The 19156-nt window shown below is 71.8% G+C and carries 17 protein-coding genes and 1 pseudogene; 11 read left to right on the forward strand and 7 right to left on the reverse strand.

Annotated elements, in window-relative coordinates:
• Nucleotides 1-1347, forward strand: a 1347-nt coding sequence (locus tag VFO68_RS12075; RefSeq protein WP_325158326.1) for a DUF885 domain-containing protein, incomplete at its 5' end; no start/stop codon positions are given.
• Here VFO68_RS12075 and VFO68_RS12080 read toward each other — a convergent pair.
• Nucleotides 1344-1913, reverse strand: coding sequence for a GNAT family N-acetyltransferase (locus VFO68_RS12080; protein ID WP_325158327.1), 570 nt, complete (start codon nucleotides 1911-1913; stop codon nucleotides 1344-1346). The two genes, VFO68_RS12075 and VFO68_RS12080, sit on opposite strands and share 4 nt — an antisense overlap.
• The gene (locus tag VFO68_RS12085; protein ID WP_325158328.1) at nucleotides 1910-2431 is read right to left on the reverse strand and encodes a YbaK/EbsC family protein; all 522 of its coding nucleotides are present in this window, start codon (nucleotides 2429-2431) and stop codon (nucleotides 1910-1912) included. The genes VFO68_RS12080 and VFO68_RS12085 overlap by 4 nt, the downstream gene beginning before the upstream one ends.
• Nucleotides 2432-2641: 210 nt before the next feature.
• Here VFO68_RS12085 and VFO68_RS12090 point away from each other — a divergent pair, with 210 nt between their 5' ends.
• The 3 genes from VFO68_RS12090 to VFO68_RS12100 all read left to right on the forward strand — a co-directional run bounded on the left by VFO68_RS12090 (nucleotide 2642) and on the right by VFO68_RS12100 (nucleotide 4768).
• Nucleotides 2642-3040: an SAV_6107 family HEPN domain-containing protein gene (locus VFO68_RS12090; protein ID WP_325158329.1), complete on the forward strand. Its 399-nt coding sequence runs from the start codon at nucleotides 2642-2644 to the stop codon at nucleotides 3038-3040.
• Between the two features lie 147 nt (nucleotides 3041-3187).
• The gene (locus VFO68_RS12095; protein ID WP_325158359.1) at nucleotides 3188-3967 is read left to right on the forward strand and encodes a maleylpyruvate isomerase family mycothiol-dependent enzyme; all 780 of its coding nucleotides are present in this window, start codon (nucleotides 3188-3190) and stop codon (nucleotides 3965-3967) included.
• Between the two features lie 36 nt (nucleotides 3968-4003).
• Nucleotides 4004-4768 carry a VOC family protein gene (locus VFO68_RS12100; protein WP_325158330.1) on the forward strand — a complete coding sequence of 255 codons (765 nt, stop codon included), beginning with the start codon at nucleotides 4004-4006 and terminating at the stop codon, nucleotides 4766-4768.
• Nucleotides 4769-4773: 5 nt separating this feature from the next.
• Here the strand turns inward: VFO68_RS12100 and VFO68_RS12105 are convergent, their stop codons facing one another.
• The 3 genes and pseudogenes from VFO68_RS12105 to VFO68_RS12115 all read right to left on the reverse strand — a co-directional run.
• On the reverse strand, nucleotides 4774-5472 hold the full coding sequence (locus VFO68_RS12105) for an SDR family oxidoreductase (protein WP_325158331.1): 699 nt from the start codon (nucleotides 5470-5472) through the stop codon (nucleotides 4774-4776).
• A complete protein-coding gene (locus tag VFO68_RS12110) occupies nucleotides 5469-6065 on the reverse strand; it encodes a Clp protease N-terminal domain-containing protein (protein WP_325158360.1) in 597 nt (198 codons plus the stop codon). The genes VFO68_RS12105 and VFO68_RS12110 overlap by 4 nt, the downstream gene beginning before the upstream one ends.
• Nucleotides 6051-6479: pseudogene (locus VFO68_RS12115) on the reverse strand (Clp protease N-terminal domain-containing protein); the annotation flags it as partial. The pseudogene VFO68_RS12115 and the gene VFO68_RS12110, both read right to left, overlap by 15 nt.
• A gap of 75 nt (nucleotides 6480-6554) precedes the next feature.
• Here VFO68_RS12115 and VFO68_RS12120 point away from each other — a divergent pair.
• Nucleotides 6555-6917, forward strand: coding sequence for an excisionase (locus tag VFO68_RS12120; protein ID WP_325158332.1), 363 nt, complete (start codon nucleotides 6555-6557; stop codon nucleotides 6915-6917).
• Between the two features lie 29 nt (nucleotides 6918-6946).
• On the opposite strand, the gene VFO68_RS12125 is transcribed toward VFO68_RS12120, so the two are convergent.
• Entirely contained in the window at nucleotides 6947-11518 is a 4572-nt protein-coding gene (locus VFO68_RS12125) for an ATP-dependent helicase (RefSeq protein ID WP_325158333.1), read from the reverse strand.
• 108 nt (nucleotides 11519-11626) lie between these two features.
• Between VFO68_RS12125 and VFO68_RS12130 the strand changes: the two genes are divergently transcribed.
• The 4 genes from VFO68_RS12130 (at nucleotide 11627) to VFO68_RS12145 (ending at nucleotide 15676) form a co-directional block, all read left to right on the forward strand.
• A complete protein-coding gene (locus tag VFO68_RS12130; RefSeq protein WP_325158334.1) occupies nucleotides 11627-13546 on the forward strand; it encodes an Hsp70 family protein in 1920 nt (639 codons plus the stop codon).
• Between the two features lie 152 nt (nucleotides 13547-13698).
• Complete coding sequence (locus tag VFO68_RS12135) at nucleotides 13699-13893, forward strand: DUF3046 domain-containing protein (RefSeq protein WP_325158335.1); 195 nt, start codon at nucleotides 13699-13701, stop codon at nucleotides 13891-13893.
• 170 nt (nucleotides 13894-14063) lie between these two features.
• Nucleotides 14064-15104, forward strand: coding sequence for a recombinase RecA (gene recA / locus VFO68_RS12140; protein WP_325158336.1), 1041 nt, complete (start codon nucleotides 14064-14066; stop codon nucleotides 15102-15104).
• A 35-nt stretch (nucleotides 15105-15139) separates the two neighbouring features.
• On the forward strand, nucleotides 15140-15676 hold the full coding sequence (locus VFO68_RS12145) for a regulatory protein RecX (protein WP_325158337.1): 537 nt from the start codon (nucleotides 15140-15142) through the stop codon (nucleotides 15674-15676).
• 79 nt (nucleotides 15677-15755) lie between these two features.
• On the opposite strand, the gene VFO68_RS34265 is transcribed toward VFO68_RS12145, so the two are convergent.
• Nucleotides 15756-16184, reverse strand: a complete 429-nt coding sequence (locus VFO68_RS34265; RefSeq protein WP_414635490.1) for a hypothetical protein — start codon at nucleotides 16182-16184, stop codon at nucleotides 15756-15758.
• Nucleotides 16185-16434: 250 nt separating this feature from the next.
• Here VFO68_RS34265 and VFO68_RS12150 point away from each other — a divergent pair, with 250 nt between their 5' ends.
• Nucleotides 16435-17235 (forward strand): hypothetical protein, encoded by an 801-nt coding sequence (locus VFO68_RS12150; RefSeq protein WP_325158338.1) that lies wholly within the window; start codon nucleotides 16435-16437, stop codon nucleotides 17233-17235.
• A 10-nt stretch (nucleotides 17236-17245) separates the two neighbouring features.
• On the forward strand, nucleotides 17246-19156 hold the full coding sequence (locus VFO68_RS12155) for a fumarate reductase/succinate dehydrogenase flavoprotein subunit (RefSeq protein WP_325158339.1): 1911 nt from the start codon (nucleotides 17246-17248) through the stop codon (nucleotides 19154-19156).

Below are 19156 nucleotides of genomic sequence, written 5' to 3' on the forward strand. Positions count from 1 at the left end.
CCGACCGAGACCGCCGAGCAGTGGGCCGCCATCGCGGCGCGGCTGGCCGCCGTGCCGGCCGCGGTCGCCGGCTACCAGGCGGCGCTTTCGCACAGCGCCGACCGGGGGCTGGTCGCCGCGCTGCGGCAGGTGGAGAAGGTGGCCGAGCAGTGCGCGGGCTGGGCCGGGGGCAACGGCGGCGGCTCGTTCTTCAGCACGCTGGTCGCCGGGGCCGACCAGGTGGCCGGAGTGGATCAGTCACTGCGGGCCGAACTGGACGCCGGGGCCCGCTCCGCGGGCGAGGCCTACGCCGGGCTGGCCGCGTTCCTGCGCGAGCGGATCGCGCCGCGGGCTCCGGCCGAGGACGCCGTCGGGGCGGACTCTTACCGGCTGCACTCGCGGTTGTACCTCGGCGCCGAGATCGACCTGATCGAGGCCTACGAGTGGGGCTGGGCCGAGTTCACCCGGATCGAGGCGGAGATGAAGGAGGTGTCCGGCCGGATCAAGGCCGGCGCCACGCTGGCCGAGGCGGCCGCGTTCCTGGACACCGACCCGCGGTATCGGCTGTCCAGCCAGCGCGAGCTGACCGACTGGATGCAGCGGCTGTCCGACCAGGCGCTGGCCGACCTGAGCGGGGTGCACTTCGAGATCCCGGCCGAGCTGATGCGCCTGGACTGCCGGATCGCCCCGCCCGGCGGCACCCTCGGCGCCTACTACACCAGCCCCGCCGACGACTTCAGCCGGCCGGGCACCATGTGGTGGTCGGTGCCGGCGGACAAGGCGGAGTTCCTGACCTGGCGCGAGACCAGCACCGTCTACCACGAGGGTGTGCCCGGCCATCACCTGCAGGTCGCCACTGCCGTGTACGAGGCCGCCCGGCTCAACCGGTTCCAGCGCCTGCTCGCCTGGGTGCCCGGCTACGGCGAGGGCTGGGCGCTCTACGCCGAGCGGCTGATGCGGGAGTTCGGCTACCTCGACGACGACGGCGACCTGCTCGGCATGCTGGACGCGCACCTGTTCCGGGCCGCCCGGGTGATCATCGACATCGGGATGCACCTCAAGCTGGCGATTCCGGCCGGTACCGGGTTCTACGAGGGCCGGCGCTGGACGCCCGAGCTGGGGCTGGAGTTCATGACCACCCGGACGATCACCGACCCGGACCAGGTGCGCTCCGAGATCGACCGGTACCTGGGCTGGCCGGGCCAGGCCCCGGCGTACAAGCTCGGCGAGCGGCTCTGGCTCAGCGCCCGGGACGACCTGCGTGCCCGGCACGGCGCCGGGTTCGACCTGAAGCGGTTCCACATGGAGGCGCTGCGCATGGGCCCGATGGGTCTGGACACCCTGCGGGAGAACCTCGCCGCGCTTTAAGGATCCAGCGGCAGCGCGCGGCCGAGCACCCCGAACGGGCGGGGGTCGCCGGTGAACCGGTAGTGCCGCAGCACGTCGACGAAACCCATGCGGCCGTAGAGGTTCCAGGCCCGCGACGGCCCTTCCGGCGTGGACAGCAGCACGTTGGTCGCGCGCACCCCGGCCAGCAGGCGCCGTAACAGCTCCTCGCCGATGCCGCGGCCCTGGGTGTCCGGGCGCACGTGCACCTCGGTCAGCTCGAAGTAGTCGTCGAGCCAGGACTGCGCGGCGGCCGGTCCGGAGCGCTCGATGATGCCGCGCCGGACCTGCTCGTGCCACCACTGGCCGGACGCTCCCCGGTAGCCGTAGGCGATCCCGACCAGTCGTTCGTCGGTGTCCACCGCGGCGCAGCACCGCCAGCCGGCCCGCAGCATGTGCGCCAGCCACATCGGGGCCCGCTGTTCGGCCGTTCCCTTGGGGTAGCGCATGGCGGTGACGTACAACGCGAGCGCCTCATGCAGCCGGGCCCGCAACTCGTCGGCGGACAGCTCGACAAACCGTTCGACGCGGGGCGGCACGGACGTCACGGAAGTCCATCCTCCTCTTCGAGGCAAACCCGCGCAGCCACGCCCCCCGTCAGCGCGACCAGATCGTCGAACGTGGTGGGAAATATGGACTTCGGGTGACCGGCCGCGGCCCACACCACCGGGTGCCTGGCCAGCCACACGTCGACCAGCGTGCGCACCGGGCGCGGATGCCCGACCGGAGCGACCCCGCCGATGGCCTGCCCGGTGTGCTCCCGCACGAACGCCGGGTCCGCCTTGGTCACCCGCTCGGCGCCGACCAGTTCGGCCAGCCGCGCGGGATCGGCCCGGTGCGCCCCGGAGGTGAGGGCCAGCAGCGGCAGGTCCCGGTCACCGTAGGTAGCCCGGAACACCAGGCTGTTGGCGATCGCGCCGACCTCGACGCCGAGCGCCTCGGCGGCCAGCGCCGCGGTGCGCACGTCGTCGTCGAGGATCCGGATCCGCTCCGCCGCCTCGTGCAACCCGGCCTCCCGCAGAGCCACCGCCGACCTGCTGATCGAGGGGTGGTCGAGTGTACTCACGCCGACATCACATCACGCCCGTCGAGACGTTTACCGGCCTGGGGTTGAGCGGGTCAGCGGCGGGGGTTAAGCTCGACATGTTCGAACATGTGTTCGAGCGCAAGTCCGGTGGTGGGGTGGGGGAAGCGCCTCGCCACCGGACGCCGCCGGCTTCCCCACGGCTTGCTCTCGTCACACCTGGTGACGACCCGCGGCATCGGAGGAGGCCCGATGACAACGACTCTGGACTACCCTACGGCTCCGGCATCCGCTCTTCGGTTGCTGGTGGAGGCCGAGCAGGGGCTGGCCGAGGCGGAGCGCGAGGCCCATCCGGCATACCGGTTCGCCATGGCCTACCTGTGCGCGCTGCGGGCCGCGGCGGCGATGCTCGCCCTGCGCGGCCGCCCGCACCGGGGCCGGTCCCGGCCCACCAGCGTGTGGACGCTCCTGTCGGCCGTGGCTCCCGAGTTGCGGGAGTGGGCGGCGTTCTTCGCGGCCGGGTCGGCCACCCGCGCGTCGGTGCAGGCCGGCATCACCCGGGTGGTCAGCGAGCGCGCAGCCGACGATCTGGTCCGGCAGACCGGACAGTTCATCGGCCTGGTCCGGCGCGCCATCCGCACTACCCCATGAGCGAGCTTGCGAGCGAATCGATGGGCGCCGTGTCTGAGCAACAACACCGAGCCTGCGAGGGGTTGTTGTGAGCGAGCTTGCGAGCGAACCAATGTCACAGGGCGTCCGCTCGCGGCGGCTCCGAGCCTGCGAGGAGGCGACGTGAGCATGCCCGCGAGCGAGTCACTGACCGGTTCGATCGGCTACGGCCGCCTGCTGCAGATCATCCGGACCGAGGCCGAACTGCTGATCACGTCGGCCACCGGCGCCGACCACTCCTTCGACGTCCCGGGCTGTCCCGGCCTGACCATCGGCGAGACCGTGCGGCACGTCGGCAGCGTGTACCGCATGGTGTTGACCTGGCTGCGATCCGGCGAGCGGCCGGTGTCCTGGCAGCGGGAGCCGGACCGGGGCCAGCCGGTGGAGGAGTACCTGCGGACCGGGCTGCGCGCGGTGGTCGATCATCTGGCCGCGCACGATCCGGCCGAGCAGTGTCCGACCTGGTGGCCGGAGCGGCAGAACTACGGGTTCTGGTACCGGCGGCTGGCCCACGAGGCGACCGTGCACCGGGTGGATGTCCAGCAGGCGGCCGGGATCGACCGGAGCCCGGTGCCCGACGACGTCGCCATCGACGGGGTGAGCGAGGGTCTGTCGCTGTGGTTCACCCACCGGCTGGCCGTGTTGGGGGTGCGGGGCACCCGGCACGCGCGGGTCCGGATCCGCACCGGCGGGCGGGAGTGGCTGGCCAGGGCCACCCCCACCGGCACCTCGGCCTGGGCCGTGGGGGGCGATCCCGAACCGGCCGACGGCGCCGTGTCCGGCGAGCCGCAGGACGTCTATCTCTGGCTGTGGGGCCGGATTCCGCCGCAGACCCAGTCGTTGCAACGGGAGGGCAGTGAGGACGCCATCGCCCAGCTGTGGGCGCTGCTGCGACTCGCCACCCGGTGAGGGTCGGATGTCGGGTCGACCGGATAGCGTCTGGCCATGCCCGTGAGGCTGACCAGCATCGTGTTCGAGGCCGCCGACCCGGCCGCGCTCGCCTATTTCTGGACGGCCAACGTCGAGGGCTGGCACACCCGGGCGGTGGCCGGCGGCGAGGTCCGCGTCGTGCCGCCCGAGGACGACGGGTCCACTGTGGACCTGGCGTTCTCGCCGGTGTCCGTACGGGAGAAGACCGGCAAGAACCGGATCCACCTGGACCTGAACACCTGGGGCACGCACGACTACCAGTCGGCGCGGGAGGCGATGCCGCTGACCGGCGCGACGCCGGTGGACATCGGCCAGGGTGAGCTGGTCCCGTGGACCGTGCTGGCCGATCCGGCGGGCAACGAGTTCTGTCTGCTCAAACCGCGGGAGCGGTACGCCGGCGCGGGCGCGCTGGCGGCCGTGGTGGTGGACTGCGGCGACCCGGCCGGCCTGGCGGAGTTCTGGTCGGCGGCCACCGGGTGGCCCATCGTGGAGAACGAGCCCGAGTTCGCCGCGCTGCGCGCCCCCGGCCCGCCCTGGGGCGGCCCGTTTCTGGAGTTCTCCCGGGTGCCCGGGCGCAACCCCGAGCCGGGTCCGGTGTCGCTCGGACTCGAGTCGTTCTGGGCGCACCAGCACGACGACGACATCGCCCGGCTCGTGGAACTGGGCGCCCGGCCGATCGGCCGCACCGACGGTGCGCAGGCCTGCTCGACGCTCGCCGACCCGGAGGGCAACGAGTTCCGGGTCGTCATCCCGGTCTGGCCGCCGCCGGCCCGGAGCTGACGCGATCAGGCCCGTCCGTACACCGGAATGTGCCCGCCGCTGATCACCCCGGACTCCGTGCCGCACAGGAACCGGATCACCCCGGCGATCTCGGCCGGGGTGACCCAGCTGGCATGGTCGGCGTCCGGCATCGACGCCCGGTTGGCCGGTGTGTCGATCACGCTCGGCAGCACCGCGTTGACCCGGATCCCGTCCGGCGTGTACTCGGCGGCCAGCGCGTCGACCAGGGCCAGTACGGCGGCCTTGGCGGTGATGTAGCCGGCCGCGCCGGGGAACGGAGCGAGTGCGGCGCGGCTGGACACGCACACGATCGACCCGTCGCCGGCGGCGAGGAGGTGCGGCAGGGCGGCGTGGCAGGTCAGGTAGGTGGGCCGCAGGTTGAGCCGGAGTTGCTGCTCGAAGTCCTCGACCGGGGTCTCGTGCACCCGGCCGCCCATCGCGAAGCCACCCACCAGGTTGACCACGGCCCGCAGCGGCGCGTCCGGCTCGCCGGAGGCGAACGCGGCGACCCCGGCCGCCGAACCGGCGTCGAACAGGTCGGCCTGGATCGGATGCACCCCAGGGTGATCGTCGAGCCGGCTCAGCTCGGTCTCGGCGATCCACGGCACCACCACCCGCCAGCCGTCGGCCAGGAACGCCGCGGTCACGGCACTGCCCAGCCCGCCGGTGCCCCCGGTGATCAGCACGCTGCGCCCGGCCGTCATCCCTGGGTCCCCTCCGGCGGCAGGTCGCGCAGCCGGCGCAGCAGCCGGTCGCGCAGCACCCGGCGCATCATCAGCGATGCCTTGTTGAGCACGTCCTTCGTCTCGCCTTCGGGCTCGGGCTGCATGGTCCGCAGGAAGTTGAGCAGCATCTCGTTGGTCGACTGCCACAGCGGCACGAAGGTGCCGGAGACCGGCCCGGTGCCGACGATCGGGCCGCCGGCCAGCGCGGTGACCTTCGTGGCGAGGTCGAGCGTGTTCTCGTCCCGGAACACCAGGTGGACCTCCTGGTCGGCGACGCGGAGCTCCATCCGCCGGGCGGCGGTCTCCTCGGGCGTGGCGTCCGTGGTGCCCTCCGGGTCCAGCTCGTCGATCTTCGCGGCCACCGCCTCGGCGTCCACGCCGAGTTCGGCGAACACCCGCGCCGCCATGCTGCCCTCCGCGCGCACCAGGGCTTCGAGCAGGTGGTGGCTGCCGACCGGCGAACCCCCGGCGAGGGCTTCCGCGGCCGAGACGACCTCCTCGGCGGCGGTGGTCCCCTTCTTGCGCTGCGGTACCGGGGCCTCCGGTGGGGACGCGATGCTCAGCCGCGCCAGGACGACGCCGCGCACCGTGTTCAGGTCCGGCACCAGTTTGGCCAGGATCTTGGCCGCGAGCCCCTCGCCCTCCCGCACCAGCGCGAGCAGGATGTGCTCGGTGCCGATGTAGTTGTGCTTCATGCTCAGCGCCTCGCGCAGCGCCAGTTCGAGCACCTTCTTCGCGCGCGGGGTGAACGGGATGTGCCCGCTGGACGGCTTCTTGCCCGGGCCGACCGCGAGCTCGATCTCGGCGCGCACCGTCTCTTTCAGGACGCCGAGCTGGGCCAGCGCCGACGCCGCCGTGGTGTCCGGCACCGAGAGCAGGCCGAGCAGGACGTGCTCGGTGCCGATGTAGTTGTGCTGTAAGGACCGCGACTCCTCCTGGGCCTGCACGACGACCTCGCGGGCCTTGGCGGTGAACCTTTCGAACATGTTTCCATGGTGACAACCATGTCAATGCACTATCAGTGATATGGTGTCCGGGTCAGTGACCCTGGGAGGCTGGCAATGGCATCGGAGTGGGAGGAGCGGCTGGCGAAGTGGCGGGACGAGCTCGCCCTGTTCGCCCAGCTCGACGACACCCCGTGGGTCCCGCTGGCCCAGGCCGAAGCCGAGACCGGGGTTTCCCGGTCCGCCCTGCGCGCCTGGTACCGCAACGGCGAGATCGAGTCCCGGCTGGTCGACGGCCCCAACGGCCCGCAACGCCTGGTCCCCCTCGACGCCGTCGTCGATCGCGCCGCCAAGTCCCCCCGCATCCAACGCCGGGCCGAACGCGAGATCAGCCTGGAGGCCCAGGTGACCCTGCTCCGCCACCGGATCGACCAGCTCGAACTCCGCCTCGCCGCCCTGGAGCGCCGTCCCGCGCCCTAGGTGAGGGAACGCGCACCGCGAAGGAACCACTAGGCCCGCAGCCGCAGGCCGGTCGGGGTGGCGCGGAAGCCGGCGTCGCGCAGGATGGTGGCCAGGTGCGAGGTGAGGGCGACCTCGCCGTCGGCGCGTTGGACGGCGAGTTGGCCGAGCCAGCCGTCCCGGACGGCGTGGGACAGGGCCTGGGCCGCGGTGCGCAGCGGGGCCTCGTCCTCGGTGAAGGAGAGCAGTGAGCGGCCGCCGCGTTCGACATAGAGCACCGGCGTGCCGTCGACGAGCACCGCCAGCGCCCCGGCTTTCCTTGCTGGACGGTGCTTTCCGTCGCCGGCCGGGGCGGGCCAGGTGAGCGCCGCGCCGTAGGGCTGGGCGGGATCGGCCGCCGCGAGGACCACCGCGCGGAGGTCGCCGGACGGCGGCGCACCGTCCGAACGGGACAGTGCGCGCAGCCGGTCGACCGCGCCCCGGGCGGCGAACTGGGCCGCGCCCAGGCCTTCCACCACGTAGCCACGCACGATCTGGCCGGACTCCTCCTGGGCGCGCAGCACCCGGTAGACCGCGCTGAACCCGCCGGCGACCCGTTCGGTGTCCAGTGCTCCCCGGGTCAGCACCCCGTGCCGCTCAAGGAAAGCCTCGGCCCGGGCATGGGCGCGCCGGGTGGGGTCGGCCTCCCGTTCGGCCACCAGCGACCAGCGGCCGGCGACCGTCGGCGGACCGGTGCGGCTGGGCATGGCCGGCCGGGTGGCGCGCAGCCGGGCATAACGCCCGCGGGGCGCCGACCGGCGGGGCTTGTGCGCGGCGCCGCGGCCGGACACCAGGGCGCGCAGCGGGGTCAGCGTGTCGTTGGTGACCAACCCGGCCCACACCAGATCCCACAGTGCCGCAACGACATCCCCGTCGTCCGGGGCGGTGGCGCCGCCGTCGAGCAGCATCGCCGCGGCGCGGTCGGCGAGCTGGCGGAAGAACAGCGCCCCACCGTCCATCGCGGACACGATGGCGGCGTGCAGCGGCGAGGAGGGTACCGCGTCCTCCACGTCCGGCAGCAGCAGGTCGGCCACATCCGTTGGGGCGACGGCGATCCAGCCGTCCCCACCGGACAGCGGCCCGCACCCGCACCAGGTCACCTCGCCCGCCGCGGTCAGCTCGTCGAGCAGGGCGGGGGAGTAGCCCGGCAGCCGGGACGGCAGGATCAGCGACTCGAAACCGCTCGCCGGCAGCGGTGCGCCGGCCAACTGCTCGACCACGGCCAGCACGTCGTCGGCGGTCGGCGCGGACCGCAACCGCTTGCCCACCCCGTGCCAGGCCGGCAGGAACCGGCCGAGCGCGGCCGGTTCCACCGGCTCCACCTCGGCCCGCAGCCGGGCCAGCGAGGCCCGCCGCAGCCGCCGCAGCACGTCGGCGTCGCAGTACTCGGTGTGCGTGCCGCCCGGACGCAGCTCGCCGCGGACCAACCGGCCCAGCCCGACCATCCGGTCCAGCACCCCGGTCACCACCGACACGCCCAGCCCGAACCGGGCGGCCACCTCGACCGCCGCGAACGGCCCGTGCGTGCGGGCATAGCGGGACAGCAGGTCGGCCAACGGGTCCGCCACCGGCTCGGTGAACGCCTCGGGAACCCCGACCGGCAGCGCGACCCCGAGCGCGTCCCGAACCCGGCCGGCGTCCTCGATCGCCAGGTACCGCTCGTCCCCGGCGATCCGCACCCGGATCGCCCGCCGCGCGGACTCCAGTTCGGACAGCCACTCCGGCGCCACCCCCCGCGCCGCCGCCTCCTCGACCGACAGATCACCCAGGAACCGCAGCAGATCCGCGGCGTCCTCCGCGTGCCGGGCCGGCCGCGCCGGATCCAGCCGCTGCAGCGACCGCTCGATCTCGGCCACCACCTCGGCGTCGAGCAGCTCGCGGATCGCCTCGGAGCCGAGCAACTCGGCCAGCAGGGCCGAGTCCAGCGACAGGGCCGCCGCACGCCGCTCGGCCAGCGGCAGATCGGCGTCGTAGAGGAACATGCCGGCGTAGCCGAACATCATGCTGCGCGCGAACGGCGAGGCGGACTGGGTCACCACCTCGACCACCCGCACCCGCCGCGCGCGCACGTCGGTCATCAGCTCGCGCAGCCCGGCCACGTCGTACACGTCCTGCAGGCATTCCCGCATGGCCTCGAGCACCACCGGGAACCGCTCGTACTTCGCGGCCACCGACAGCAGGTGCGCCGAGCGCTGCCGTTGCTGCCACAGCGGGGTGCGCCGGCGCGGGTCGCGGCGGGGCAGCAGCAGCGAGCGCGCCGCGCACTCCCGGAACCGGGCGGCGAACAGCGCGGAGCTGGTCACCTCGGCGACCACCACCTGCTCCACCTCGTCCGGGTCGAGCAGCACGTCCTCGGCGCCCGCGACGATCTCCGAACCGGTGTCGTCCAACGCCTCCGGCAGCCGGATCACGATCCCGTCGTCGGAGTGCACGACCTGCGTCTCCAGGCCGCGCCGCTCCCGCAGCCGGGCACTGATAGCGAGCGCCCACGGGGCGTTGACCTGGCCGCCGAACGGCGAGTGCACGACCATCCGCCAGTCGCCGAGCTCGTCGCGGAACCGTTCGATCAGCAGCGTCCGGTCGTCCGGCACATGCCGGGTGGCCGCGCGCTGCTCGGCGAGATAGGCGAGCAGGTTGTCCACCGCCCACGGGTCCAGCCCGGCCTCCGCCATCCGGGTCCGGGCCGGCGCGTCGTCCATCGTGGACAGATCGCGGACGAACCTGCCGTAGGCCCGGCCCAGCTCCAGCGGCCGGCCGGGGGCGTCGCCCTTCCAGAACGGCATCCGGGCCGGCTCGCCCGGGGCCGGCACCACGATCACCCGGTCGTGCGTGATGTCCTGCACCCGCCAGGCCGTGGTGCCGAGCAGGAACGTGTCGCCCACCCGGGACTCGTAGACCATCTCCTCGTCCAGCTCGCCGACCCGGGAGCCGGGCGAACCCTCCGAGCCGGGCGTCATCACCGTGAACAGGCCGCGGTCGGGGATCGTGCCGCCGGAGGTGACCGCCAGCCGCTGCGCGCCGGGCCGGCCGTGCAGCTCACCGGTGATCCGGTCCCAGGTGATCCGCGGCCGCAGCTCGCCGAACTCCTCGCTCGGGTACCGGCCGGCCAGCATGTCCAGCACCGCGTGCAGGGCCGAGTCGGGCAGCGCGGCGAACGGCGCCGCCCGCCGGACCAGCGTGGCGATCTCCTCGACGGTCCACGGCTCCAGCGCCAGCATCGCCACGATCTGCTGGGCCAGCACGTCCAGCGGGTTGCGCGGATACTTCACCGCCTCGATGGCCCCGGCGGCCATCCGCTCGGCCACCACCGCGCAGGACACCAGGTCACCCCGGAACTTCGGGAACATCACTCCCTGGGACACCGCGCCGACCTGGTGGCCGGCCCGGCCGATGCGCTGCATCCCGGACGCGACGGTCGGCGGCGCCTCCACCTGGATCACCAGGTCGACCGCGCCCATGTCGATGCCCAGCTCGAGCGAGGAGGTGGCCACCACGCAGGGCAGCCGGCCGGACTTGAGGTCCTCCTCGACGGAGGTGCGCTTCTCCCGGGCCATCGAGCCGTGGTGGGCCCGGGCGATGGCCGGCGCCGCCACCCCGGCCGCCCAGCCGGACTCGGCGATCGCCTGGGCGGGGAACCGGCCGGTGTCGCGCGGGAGGACCGGGTTCTCCGCGTCCAGCTCGTTCAGCTTGGCGGTGAGCCGCTCGGCCAGCCGCCGCGAGTTGGCGAACACGATCGTCGACCGGTGCTGCCGGACCAGGTCGAGGATGCGCTGCTCGACCGAGGGCCAGATGGACGGGCGCGGCGCCTGGCCGGACTCCGGTTCCTGCTCGGTCACCGCGGTCATGTCCTCGACCGGGACCTCGACCCGCATCTCGATGGTCTTGCTGATCTTCGGCTGGACCACCCGCACCGGCCGGCCGCCGGCCAGGAACGCGCTCACCTCGTCGACCGGACGCACCGTCGCGGACAGGCCGATCCGCTGCGCCGGCCGGCCGAGCAGGGCGTCCAGCCGCTCCAGGGACAGCGCCAGGTGCGAGCCGCGCTTGCCGCCGGCCACCGCGTGCACCTCGTCCACGATCACCGTCTCGACGCCGCGCAGGGACTCCCGGGCGGCCGAGGTGAGCAGCAGGAACAGCGACTCGGGCGTGGTCACCAGTACGTCCGGCGGGGTGCGGGCGAACGACCGGCGCTCGTCGGCCGGGGTGTCGCCGGTGCGCATCCCCACCGTGATCGACGGCTCCGGCAGACCGAGCCGGTGCGCCGCCTGCCGGATTCCGGCCAGCGGCGCGCGCAGGTTGCGCTGCACGTCGAGGGCCAGCGCCTTCAGCGGGGAGACGTAGAGCACCCGGCACCGGAGGGTCCGCTCGGCCGGCGGCGCTGCCGCGGCCAGCCGGTCCAGCGCCCACAGGAAGGCGGCGAGCGTCTTGCCGGACCCGGTCGGCGCCACGACCAGCGCGTGCTCGCCCGCCGCCGCCGCCTGCCAGGCCCCGGTCTGGGCCTCGGTGGGCGCGGCGAACGCGCCGGTGAACCACTGCCTGGTCGCCGGCGTGAACAGCTCGAGCACGTCACTCACGGGAACCATCTTGACGCACCGCACCGACAATCCCCGGCGCCGCGATATGGCGGACCGGGCACACGACGATGGACAGTCATGGCAGCATCTCCGCCAAGCGGTAACGAGGGGAGCACTGTGAACGTCCTGTCCGTGGATCTCGGCACGTCCAATACCGTGGCCGTGCTGTCCGCGCATGGCCGGCCACCCCGCGTCGTCGATGTGGATGGCGCTTCCATGATGCCGTCCGCCGTGTTCGCCGCCGAAGACGGAACCCTCGTGGTCGGCCGCGATGCCGAGCGCCGGGCCCGGCTGGACCCCTCCCGGTTCGAGCCCAACCCCAAACGCCGCGTCGACGAGGGCACGCTGCTGCTCGGCGACGCCGTGGTGCCGGTGACCGACGCCCTGGCCGGTGTGCTCCGCCGGGTCGCCGACGAGACCTCCCGCCAGCTCGCCGGCAAGCGTCCGGACGAGGTCCGGCTGACCCATCCCGCCCAGTGGGGGCCGGTGCGCCGCAACACCCTGTTATCGGCGGCCCGCCAGGCCGGGATGGGCTCCAACCTGGTGCTGGTCCCCGAGCCGGTGGCCGCCGCCGCGCACTTCGCCTCCTTCCCCGGCCAGACCCTCGCGCCCGGCCAGGCGCTCGCCGTCTACGACCTCGGCGCCGGCACGTTCGACGTGGCCATCGTGGGCGCCACCCAGAAGGGGTTCGTGGTGCTCGCCGAGGCCGGCCTGCCCGACCTGGGCGGCATCGACGTGGACCAGGCGCTGCTCGAGCACGTCGGCCGGCAGGTCTCCCAGCGTGACCCGGTGCGCTGGCAGAACCTGCTGCGGCCACGGTCCACCGGCGACCGGCGGGCCCAGCGCTCGCTGCGCGAGGACGTGCGCGCCGCCAAGGAGTCGCTGTCCCGGCACCCGCAGACCGACCTGCCGCTACCCGAGCCGTTCGACGACGTGCTGGTCACCCGGGTCGAGCTGGAGGCCCTGATCCGTCCCGGCATGTTGCGCAGCGTCGAGCTGCTGGCCGCGACGATCCGGTCCACCGGGATGTCCCCGGACCGGCTGGCCGGTATCTACCTGGTCGGCGGCTCCAGCCGGATCCCGCTGATCGCCACGCTGATCGCCGAGCAGCTGCGGGTCGTGCCGACCAGCCTGGACCAGCCGGAGACCGCCGTCGCCCTCGGTGCGCACCACGTGCCGCAGGAGGGCATCACGATGCGCACCAGCGACATGAGCGGCACGATCGAGATCGTCCAGCGGACCCAGGCGATGGCCCCGTCCTCGGGCGGGTTCGCCGCGCAGGCCGGGCCGACCGTGCCCGGCCCGTTCCCCAACAGCGGCCCGCAGCGGGTGCCCCAGCCGGTGTCCCAGCCGCCGAGCGGCCCGGTGCCCACCGGTCCGCCGTCCCTGCCCGTGCCGACCGGTCCGCCTCCGGTCACCCCGCAGTTCATCGGCCACCAGCCGGCGCCGGCCCGGTCGGCCAACCGCAAACCGCTGATCGTCCTGGGCGCCATCGTGGCCGTCGCGGTGATCGCGGTGGCGGTCACGTTCTTCATGACCTCCGGTGGTGGCGGCGGTGGGGTCGCCGCCGACCAGTGCACCGACAAGAGTCCGGACAGCAAGGGCTTCAGCGAGTGCATGCGCACGCTGGCCGGCAAGGTGGTGGACAACAACGAGTGCCAGTCCGGCGTGGTCATGCCCACCGGCGGCAACGCGATTCCCGCGCCCGGCGCGACGGCGGCGACCTGCCGGCTCAGCGACGGCTACACGATCTTCTACTACCACTTCTCCTCACCGGACATCGCCCAGCAGAACGTCGACGTGTTCCTGGGCGCGTTCTCCAAGTCCAAGGAGGAGGCCGACAGCGGGGACTGGAGCGGCGGCGGCCTGTCCGGCAGGTACTACGCGATCGACCTCTACGCCGGCATCGGCGCGATGATGTTCACCGTGAACGACAGCCCGGTCATGGGCACCCTGATGAAGCTGACCGCGGACTCCTCCGGTGAGTCCATCACGGATTACTTCAACGAACACGTGAAGCCCGGATCCAACGGCTGACGCTCAGCGCCGCCGGTTCCGCAGCGCGATCAGGCCCACGACGATGCAGGCGATCAGGGTGCCGATCGAACCCACGATCAGCAGCGTCGACTCGAGCGCCGACGGTTCGAGGTCCATAGCCGTGGATCGTACGGCGCGTAGGGTGTCGCTCGATGCGTATCACGGTTTTTCGCAGGCTGATGACTGAGGAGTTCGGTGCGGTGCGTGCCGACATGCTCGCCCGGGACCACGTCTTCGGCGCGCTCGGCAGCCGCACGGTCGACCAGGCGCTGGAGGAGGGCGTGTCGGCCAAGGAGATCTGGCGGGTGGTGTGCGACGCGTTCGAGGTTCCGCCGGAGCGGCGCTGAGGGGCGTGCCGGCGTGTCGCCTCGTCCTCGAACATCAGTTCGGCTAGGGTGCTATCCACAACCCGCCCAGTTGTCCACAGATCGGCGCGGCGGGTCGGAAAACGTCAGACCCCGCACGTAGCGTCGGCAGCGTGAGTTCTCAGTCTCGAAGCAACCGAGGTGGATCCAAGATGGCAACAGCCCCCGACCGGGAGAAGGCGCTCGAGCTAGCCCTCGCCCAGATCGACAAGAACTTCGGGAAGGGATCGGTGATGCGCCTCGGGGACGAGGGGCGCGCGCCGATCGAGGTCATTCCCACCGGCTCCATCGCGCTGGACGTGGCGCTGGGCATCGGCGGTCTGCCCCGCGGGCGGATCGTGGAGATCTACGGGCCGGAGTCCTCCGGTAAGACCTCCCTCGCCCTGCACGCCGTGGCCAACGCGCAGAAGGCCGGCGGCATCGCGGCGTTCATCGACGCCGAGCACGCGCTCGATCCGGAGTACGCCAAGGCGCTCGGCGTGGACACCGACGCGCTGCTGGTCTCCCAGCCGGACACCGGCGAGCAGGCGCTGGAGATCGCGGACATGCTGATTCGCTCCGGCGCGCTGGACATCCTGGTGATCGACTCGGTCGCGGCGCTGGTGCCCCGGGCCGAGATCGAGGGCGAGATGGGCGACAACCACGTCGGCCTGCAGGCCCGGCTGATGAGCCAGGCGCTGCGCAAGATCGCCGGTGCGCTGAACAACTCCGGCACCACGGCCATCTTCATCAACCAGCTCCGCGAGAAGATCGGCGTGATGTTCGGCTCGCCGGAGACCACGACCGGCGGCAAGGCGTTGAAGTTCTACGCGTCGGTGCGGCTGGACGTGCGCCGGATCGAGACCCTCAAGGACGGCGGCGAGGCGGTCGGCAACCGCACCCGGGTCAAGGTGGTCAAGAACAAGGTCGCGCCGCCGTTCAAGCAGGCGGAGTTCGACATCCTGTACGGGCACGGCGTCAGCCGGGAGGGCTCGCTGATCGACATGGGTGTCGAGCAGGGCATCCTGCGCAAGTCCGGCGCCTGGTACACCTACGAGGGCGACCAGTTGGGGCAGGGCAAGGAGAACGCCCGGAAGTTCATGCGGGACAACCCCGACGTGGCCAACGAGGTGGAGAAGCGGATCAAGGACAAGCTGGGCATCGGCGCCAAGCTCGACGCCGAGTCCCCCGACCCCGCGCCGGTCGAGTTCTGACCTCGGGTCGCCCGTCAGTGAGCTTACGAGAACCGATGTCCCAGGGCGTGAGCGCTCAGCAGGCTGACGACCCGGTGCAGCGGGCCAAGGACATCTGTCTCCGGCTGCTGCAGTTCCGCCCCCGTACCCGTGCGGAACTGCAGCAGGCCTTGGCCCGCAAGGGGATCGACGCCGACGTGGCCGACGAGGTGCTCAGCCGGCTCGACGAGGTCGGCCTGATCGACGACAAGGCCTTCGCCGAGATGTGGGTTCGCTCCCGGCACACCTACGAGGGTCTCGGCCGGCGGGCGCTTGCCGCCGAACTGCGCCGCAAGGGCGTGGACGAGTCGGTGACCAGCGAGGCCGTCGCCACCGTCGACCCCGACTCCGAAGAGGCCCGTGCCCGCCAACTCGTCCGCAAGAAGCTCCGCGTCCTGCCGCCCACCACCGACACGGCCACCACGATCCGTCGCCTCGCCGGCCTTCTCGCCCGCAAGGGGTACCCCGAAAGCCTTACCTTCCGCATCATCCGCGACGAACTCGCCATCTCCGGCCGAGACACCACCCCCCTAGACCAAACCCCACTCGACTAACGCCTACCCACACCCCCCAACCCTCCACTGAGGACCGAGGAACCCGGCTTTCCCGGGTCGCGGGCCGACCACCGCAACCTCAGGGGACCGTGACGCCACCCAGCCACAATCCACCAGCCACCCGCACCACCCCCGGAACAACCACCACATCCACATTCCGGAGAGGCGGCACAGCACGTCGGCCACCAGGAAGCTCGACGTGCGCACCACCGCTTCGGAGTCGTAGCGCACCCGGACATACGGCGCAGATCGGCACCCCGGCCGGCACGCGGCGCGTTGTCCATTCCGGACTCCCAGCCGTGCACCAGCCCAGCCAGCCGTGCCAGCGGTACAGCCGCGGCCAGCAGTCCCGCAGCTGCCGCCGCACCCGGGCCGTGCCGGCGGCCGGCCCGCGGCGCCCGATGTCGACGACCCGGCGTAGCGCGATCGCGTGCACCGGCGGTGCGCGGCTGCCCGAGGTGCGCGGCGAGCACGAGCTACCGTCGCCGAACACGAGGTGCGGCAGCATCCCGGCCGGTCAGCACCCCGCGGCTCCCTCGGCCAGCCCCGAGAGGCCCGGTCGGCCCGCCTCGGCCACGAGGGAAGACACTATGAGGCGACGACCACACCACCAATAGGGCGCTTCCTGGCGTGCGCCCGGCGTGTGGTACTTGTCCTCCCGGAACCGGAAGGGCACAGTCAGCGGCGGTTACCAATGGTGACAGTGTTGAATCGTTGCACCGGCACGTGTCAGGTCTCGAGCTGAAGACGAGGACAAGATGACCGCAGGCGTCGACGCCCCCGGCCGCGCGGCAATCGCGGCGCGCACCCTTCGCACCGACAACTGGTGGCGTGCGCCGCTGACGACCGGCGCCGTCCTGGCGTTCTTCATCGTCTACGCCACGGTGCGCATCTTCATGAACGACTACTACTGGGTGGCGGACTACCACTACCTCACGCCGATCTACTCGCCCTGTCTGAGTGACTCGTGCGTGCCTGGATCGAGTCACCTGGGCACGCCGTTGCCGGCGATGCCGGTGTTCATCCCGATGGCGATCATCACATTCGTGGTCCTGGCCGGGTTCCGCGGCACCTGCTACTACTACCGCAAGGCCGGCTACCGCTCCTTCTTCCTCGCGCCGGCCGCCTGCGCGGTGCCCGAGCCGCACAAGAAGTACACCGGCGAGAGCCGGTTCCCGTTGGTGCTGCTGAACCTGCACCGCTACTTCTTCTACGGCGCGGTGCTGTTCGGTCTGCTCAACATCTACGACGGCGTGCTGGCGTTCATCGGCCCCGACGACAAGTTCGGTTTCGGTCTCGGCACCGTGATCATCTGGATCAACCTGGTGATGCTGTGGGGCTACACGCTTTCCTGCCACGCCTGCCGGCACATCGTGGGCGGCAAACTCAAGCACTTCTCCAAGCACCCGATGCGGTACCGCTACTGGGTGTTCGTGTCCAAGCTCAACGGCCGGCACGGCCAGTTCGCGATGATCTCGCTGTTCACCGTGATCCTGACCGACGCCTACATCATGGCGGTGTCCGCCGGCTGGATCTCCGACCTGCGCTTCGTCAACTAAGAAGGAACCCATGATTGAGGTTGAGCGGCACGCCTACGACGTCGTGGTGATCGGTGCCGGTGGCGCCGGTCTGCGCGCGGTGATCGAGGCGCGCCAGCGCGGTCACAGCGTCGCCGTGGTGTGCAAGTCGCTGTTCGGCAAGGCGCACACGGTGATGGCCGAGGGCGGCTGCGCTGCCGCGATGGGCAACGCCAACTCCAACGACAACTGGCAGGTGCACTTCCGCGACACCATGCGCGGCGGCAAGTTCCTGAACAACTGGCGGATGGCCGAGCTGCACGCCAAGGAGGCGCCGGAGCGGGTCTGGGAGCTGGAGACCTACGGCGCCCTGTTCGATCGCACCAAGGACGGCCGGATCAGCCAGCGCAACTTCGGCGGGCACACCTATCCGCGGCTGGCCCACGTCGGCGACCGGACCGGGCTCGAGCTGATCCGCACCATGCAGCAGAAGATCGTCTCCTTGCAGCAGGAGGACTACAAGGAGTTCGGCGACTACGAGGCGAAGATCAAGGTGTTCGCCGAGTGCACGATCACCGAACTGCTCAAGGACGGCGACGCGATCTCCGGGGCGTTCGGCTACTGGCGTGAGTCCGGCCGGTTCATCCTGTTCGAGACGCCGGCCGTGGTCATGGCGACCGGCGGGATCGGCAAGTCCTTCAAGGTGACCTCGAACTCCTGGGAGTACACCGGCGACGGCCACGCGCTGGCCCTGCGCGCGGGCGCCACGTTGATCAACATGGAGTTCGTGCAGTTCCACCCGACCGGCATGGTCTGGCCGCCGAGCGTGAAGGGCATCCTGGTCACCGAGGGCGTGCGCGGCGACGGCGGGGTGCTGAAGAACTCCGAGGACAAGCGGTTCATGTTCGAGTACATCCCGCAGGTCTTCAAGGGCCAGTACGCGGAGGTGACCGACGAGGCCGACCGCTGGTACACCGACCCGGACAACAACCGGCGCACGCCGGACCTGCTGCCCCGCGACGAGGTGGCCCGGGCGATCAACTCCGAGGTGAAGGCCGGCCGTGGGTCCCCGCACGGCGGGGTGTTCCTGGACATCGCCAGCCGGTTGCCGGCCGAGGAGATCAAGCGCCGGCTGCCGTCGATGTACCACCAGTTCAAGGAGCTGGCCGACGTCGACATCACCAAGGAGCCGATGGAGGTCGGCCCGACCTGCCACTACGTGATGGGTGGCATCGAGGTGGACCCGGACACCGGTTCCTCGGTGGTGGCCGGCCTGTTCGCGGCCGGTGAGTGCTCCGGCGGGATGCACGGCTCCAACCGGCTGGGCGGCAACTCGCTGTCCGACCTGATCGTGTTCGGCCGCCGCGCCGGCCTCGGCGCCGCGTCCTATGTGGAGGGCCTGGCGGCCCGGCCGAAGATCGACGAGTCCGAAGTGGACGCCGCGGCCCGGTTCGCGGTGCGGGCGTTCGACCCGCCGGGCAACGGCGTGCAGGCGGAGAACCCCTACACCCTGCACAGTGAGCTGCAGCAGACGATGAACGACCTGGTCGGCATCATCCGCCGGGCCGACGAGATCGAGCGGGCGCTGACGAAGCTGGCCGAGCTGAAGCAGCGGATGGCCAACGTGCTGGTCGAGGGCCACCGGCAGTTCAACCCGGGCTGGCACCTGGCGATCGATCTGCGGAACATGCTGATGGTCAGCGAGTGTGTGGCCAAGGCGGCGCTGACCCGCCGGGAGAGCCGGGGCGGACACACGCGCGACGACTTCCCGGAGATGGATCCCAACTGGCGCAACAAGTTGCTCGTGTGCCGGACGGACGGCGAGCAGGTGCCCGGGGTCACCGTCACCGAGCAGGAGCAACTGCCGATGCGCCCGGACCTGCTCGAGCTGTTCGAGAAGTCCGAGTTGGCCAAGTACTACACCGAACCGGAGCTGGCCTCCTACTCGGGAGAGAAGAGCTGA

This window comes from Actinophytocola sp., assembly GCF_035712165.1.
In the GTDB taxonomy this organism is placed as follows: Bacteria; Actinomycetota; Actinomycetes; order Mycobacteriales; family Pseudonocardiaceae; genus DASYTH01.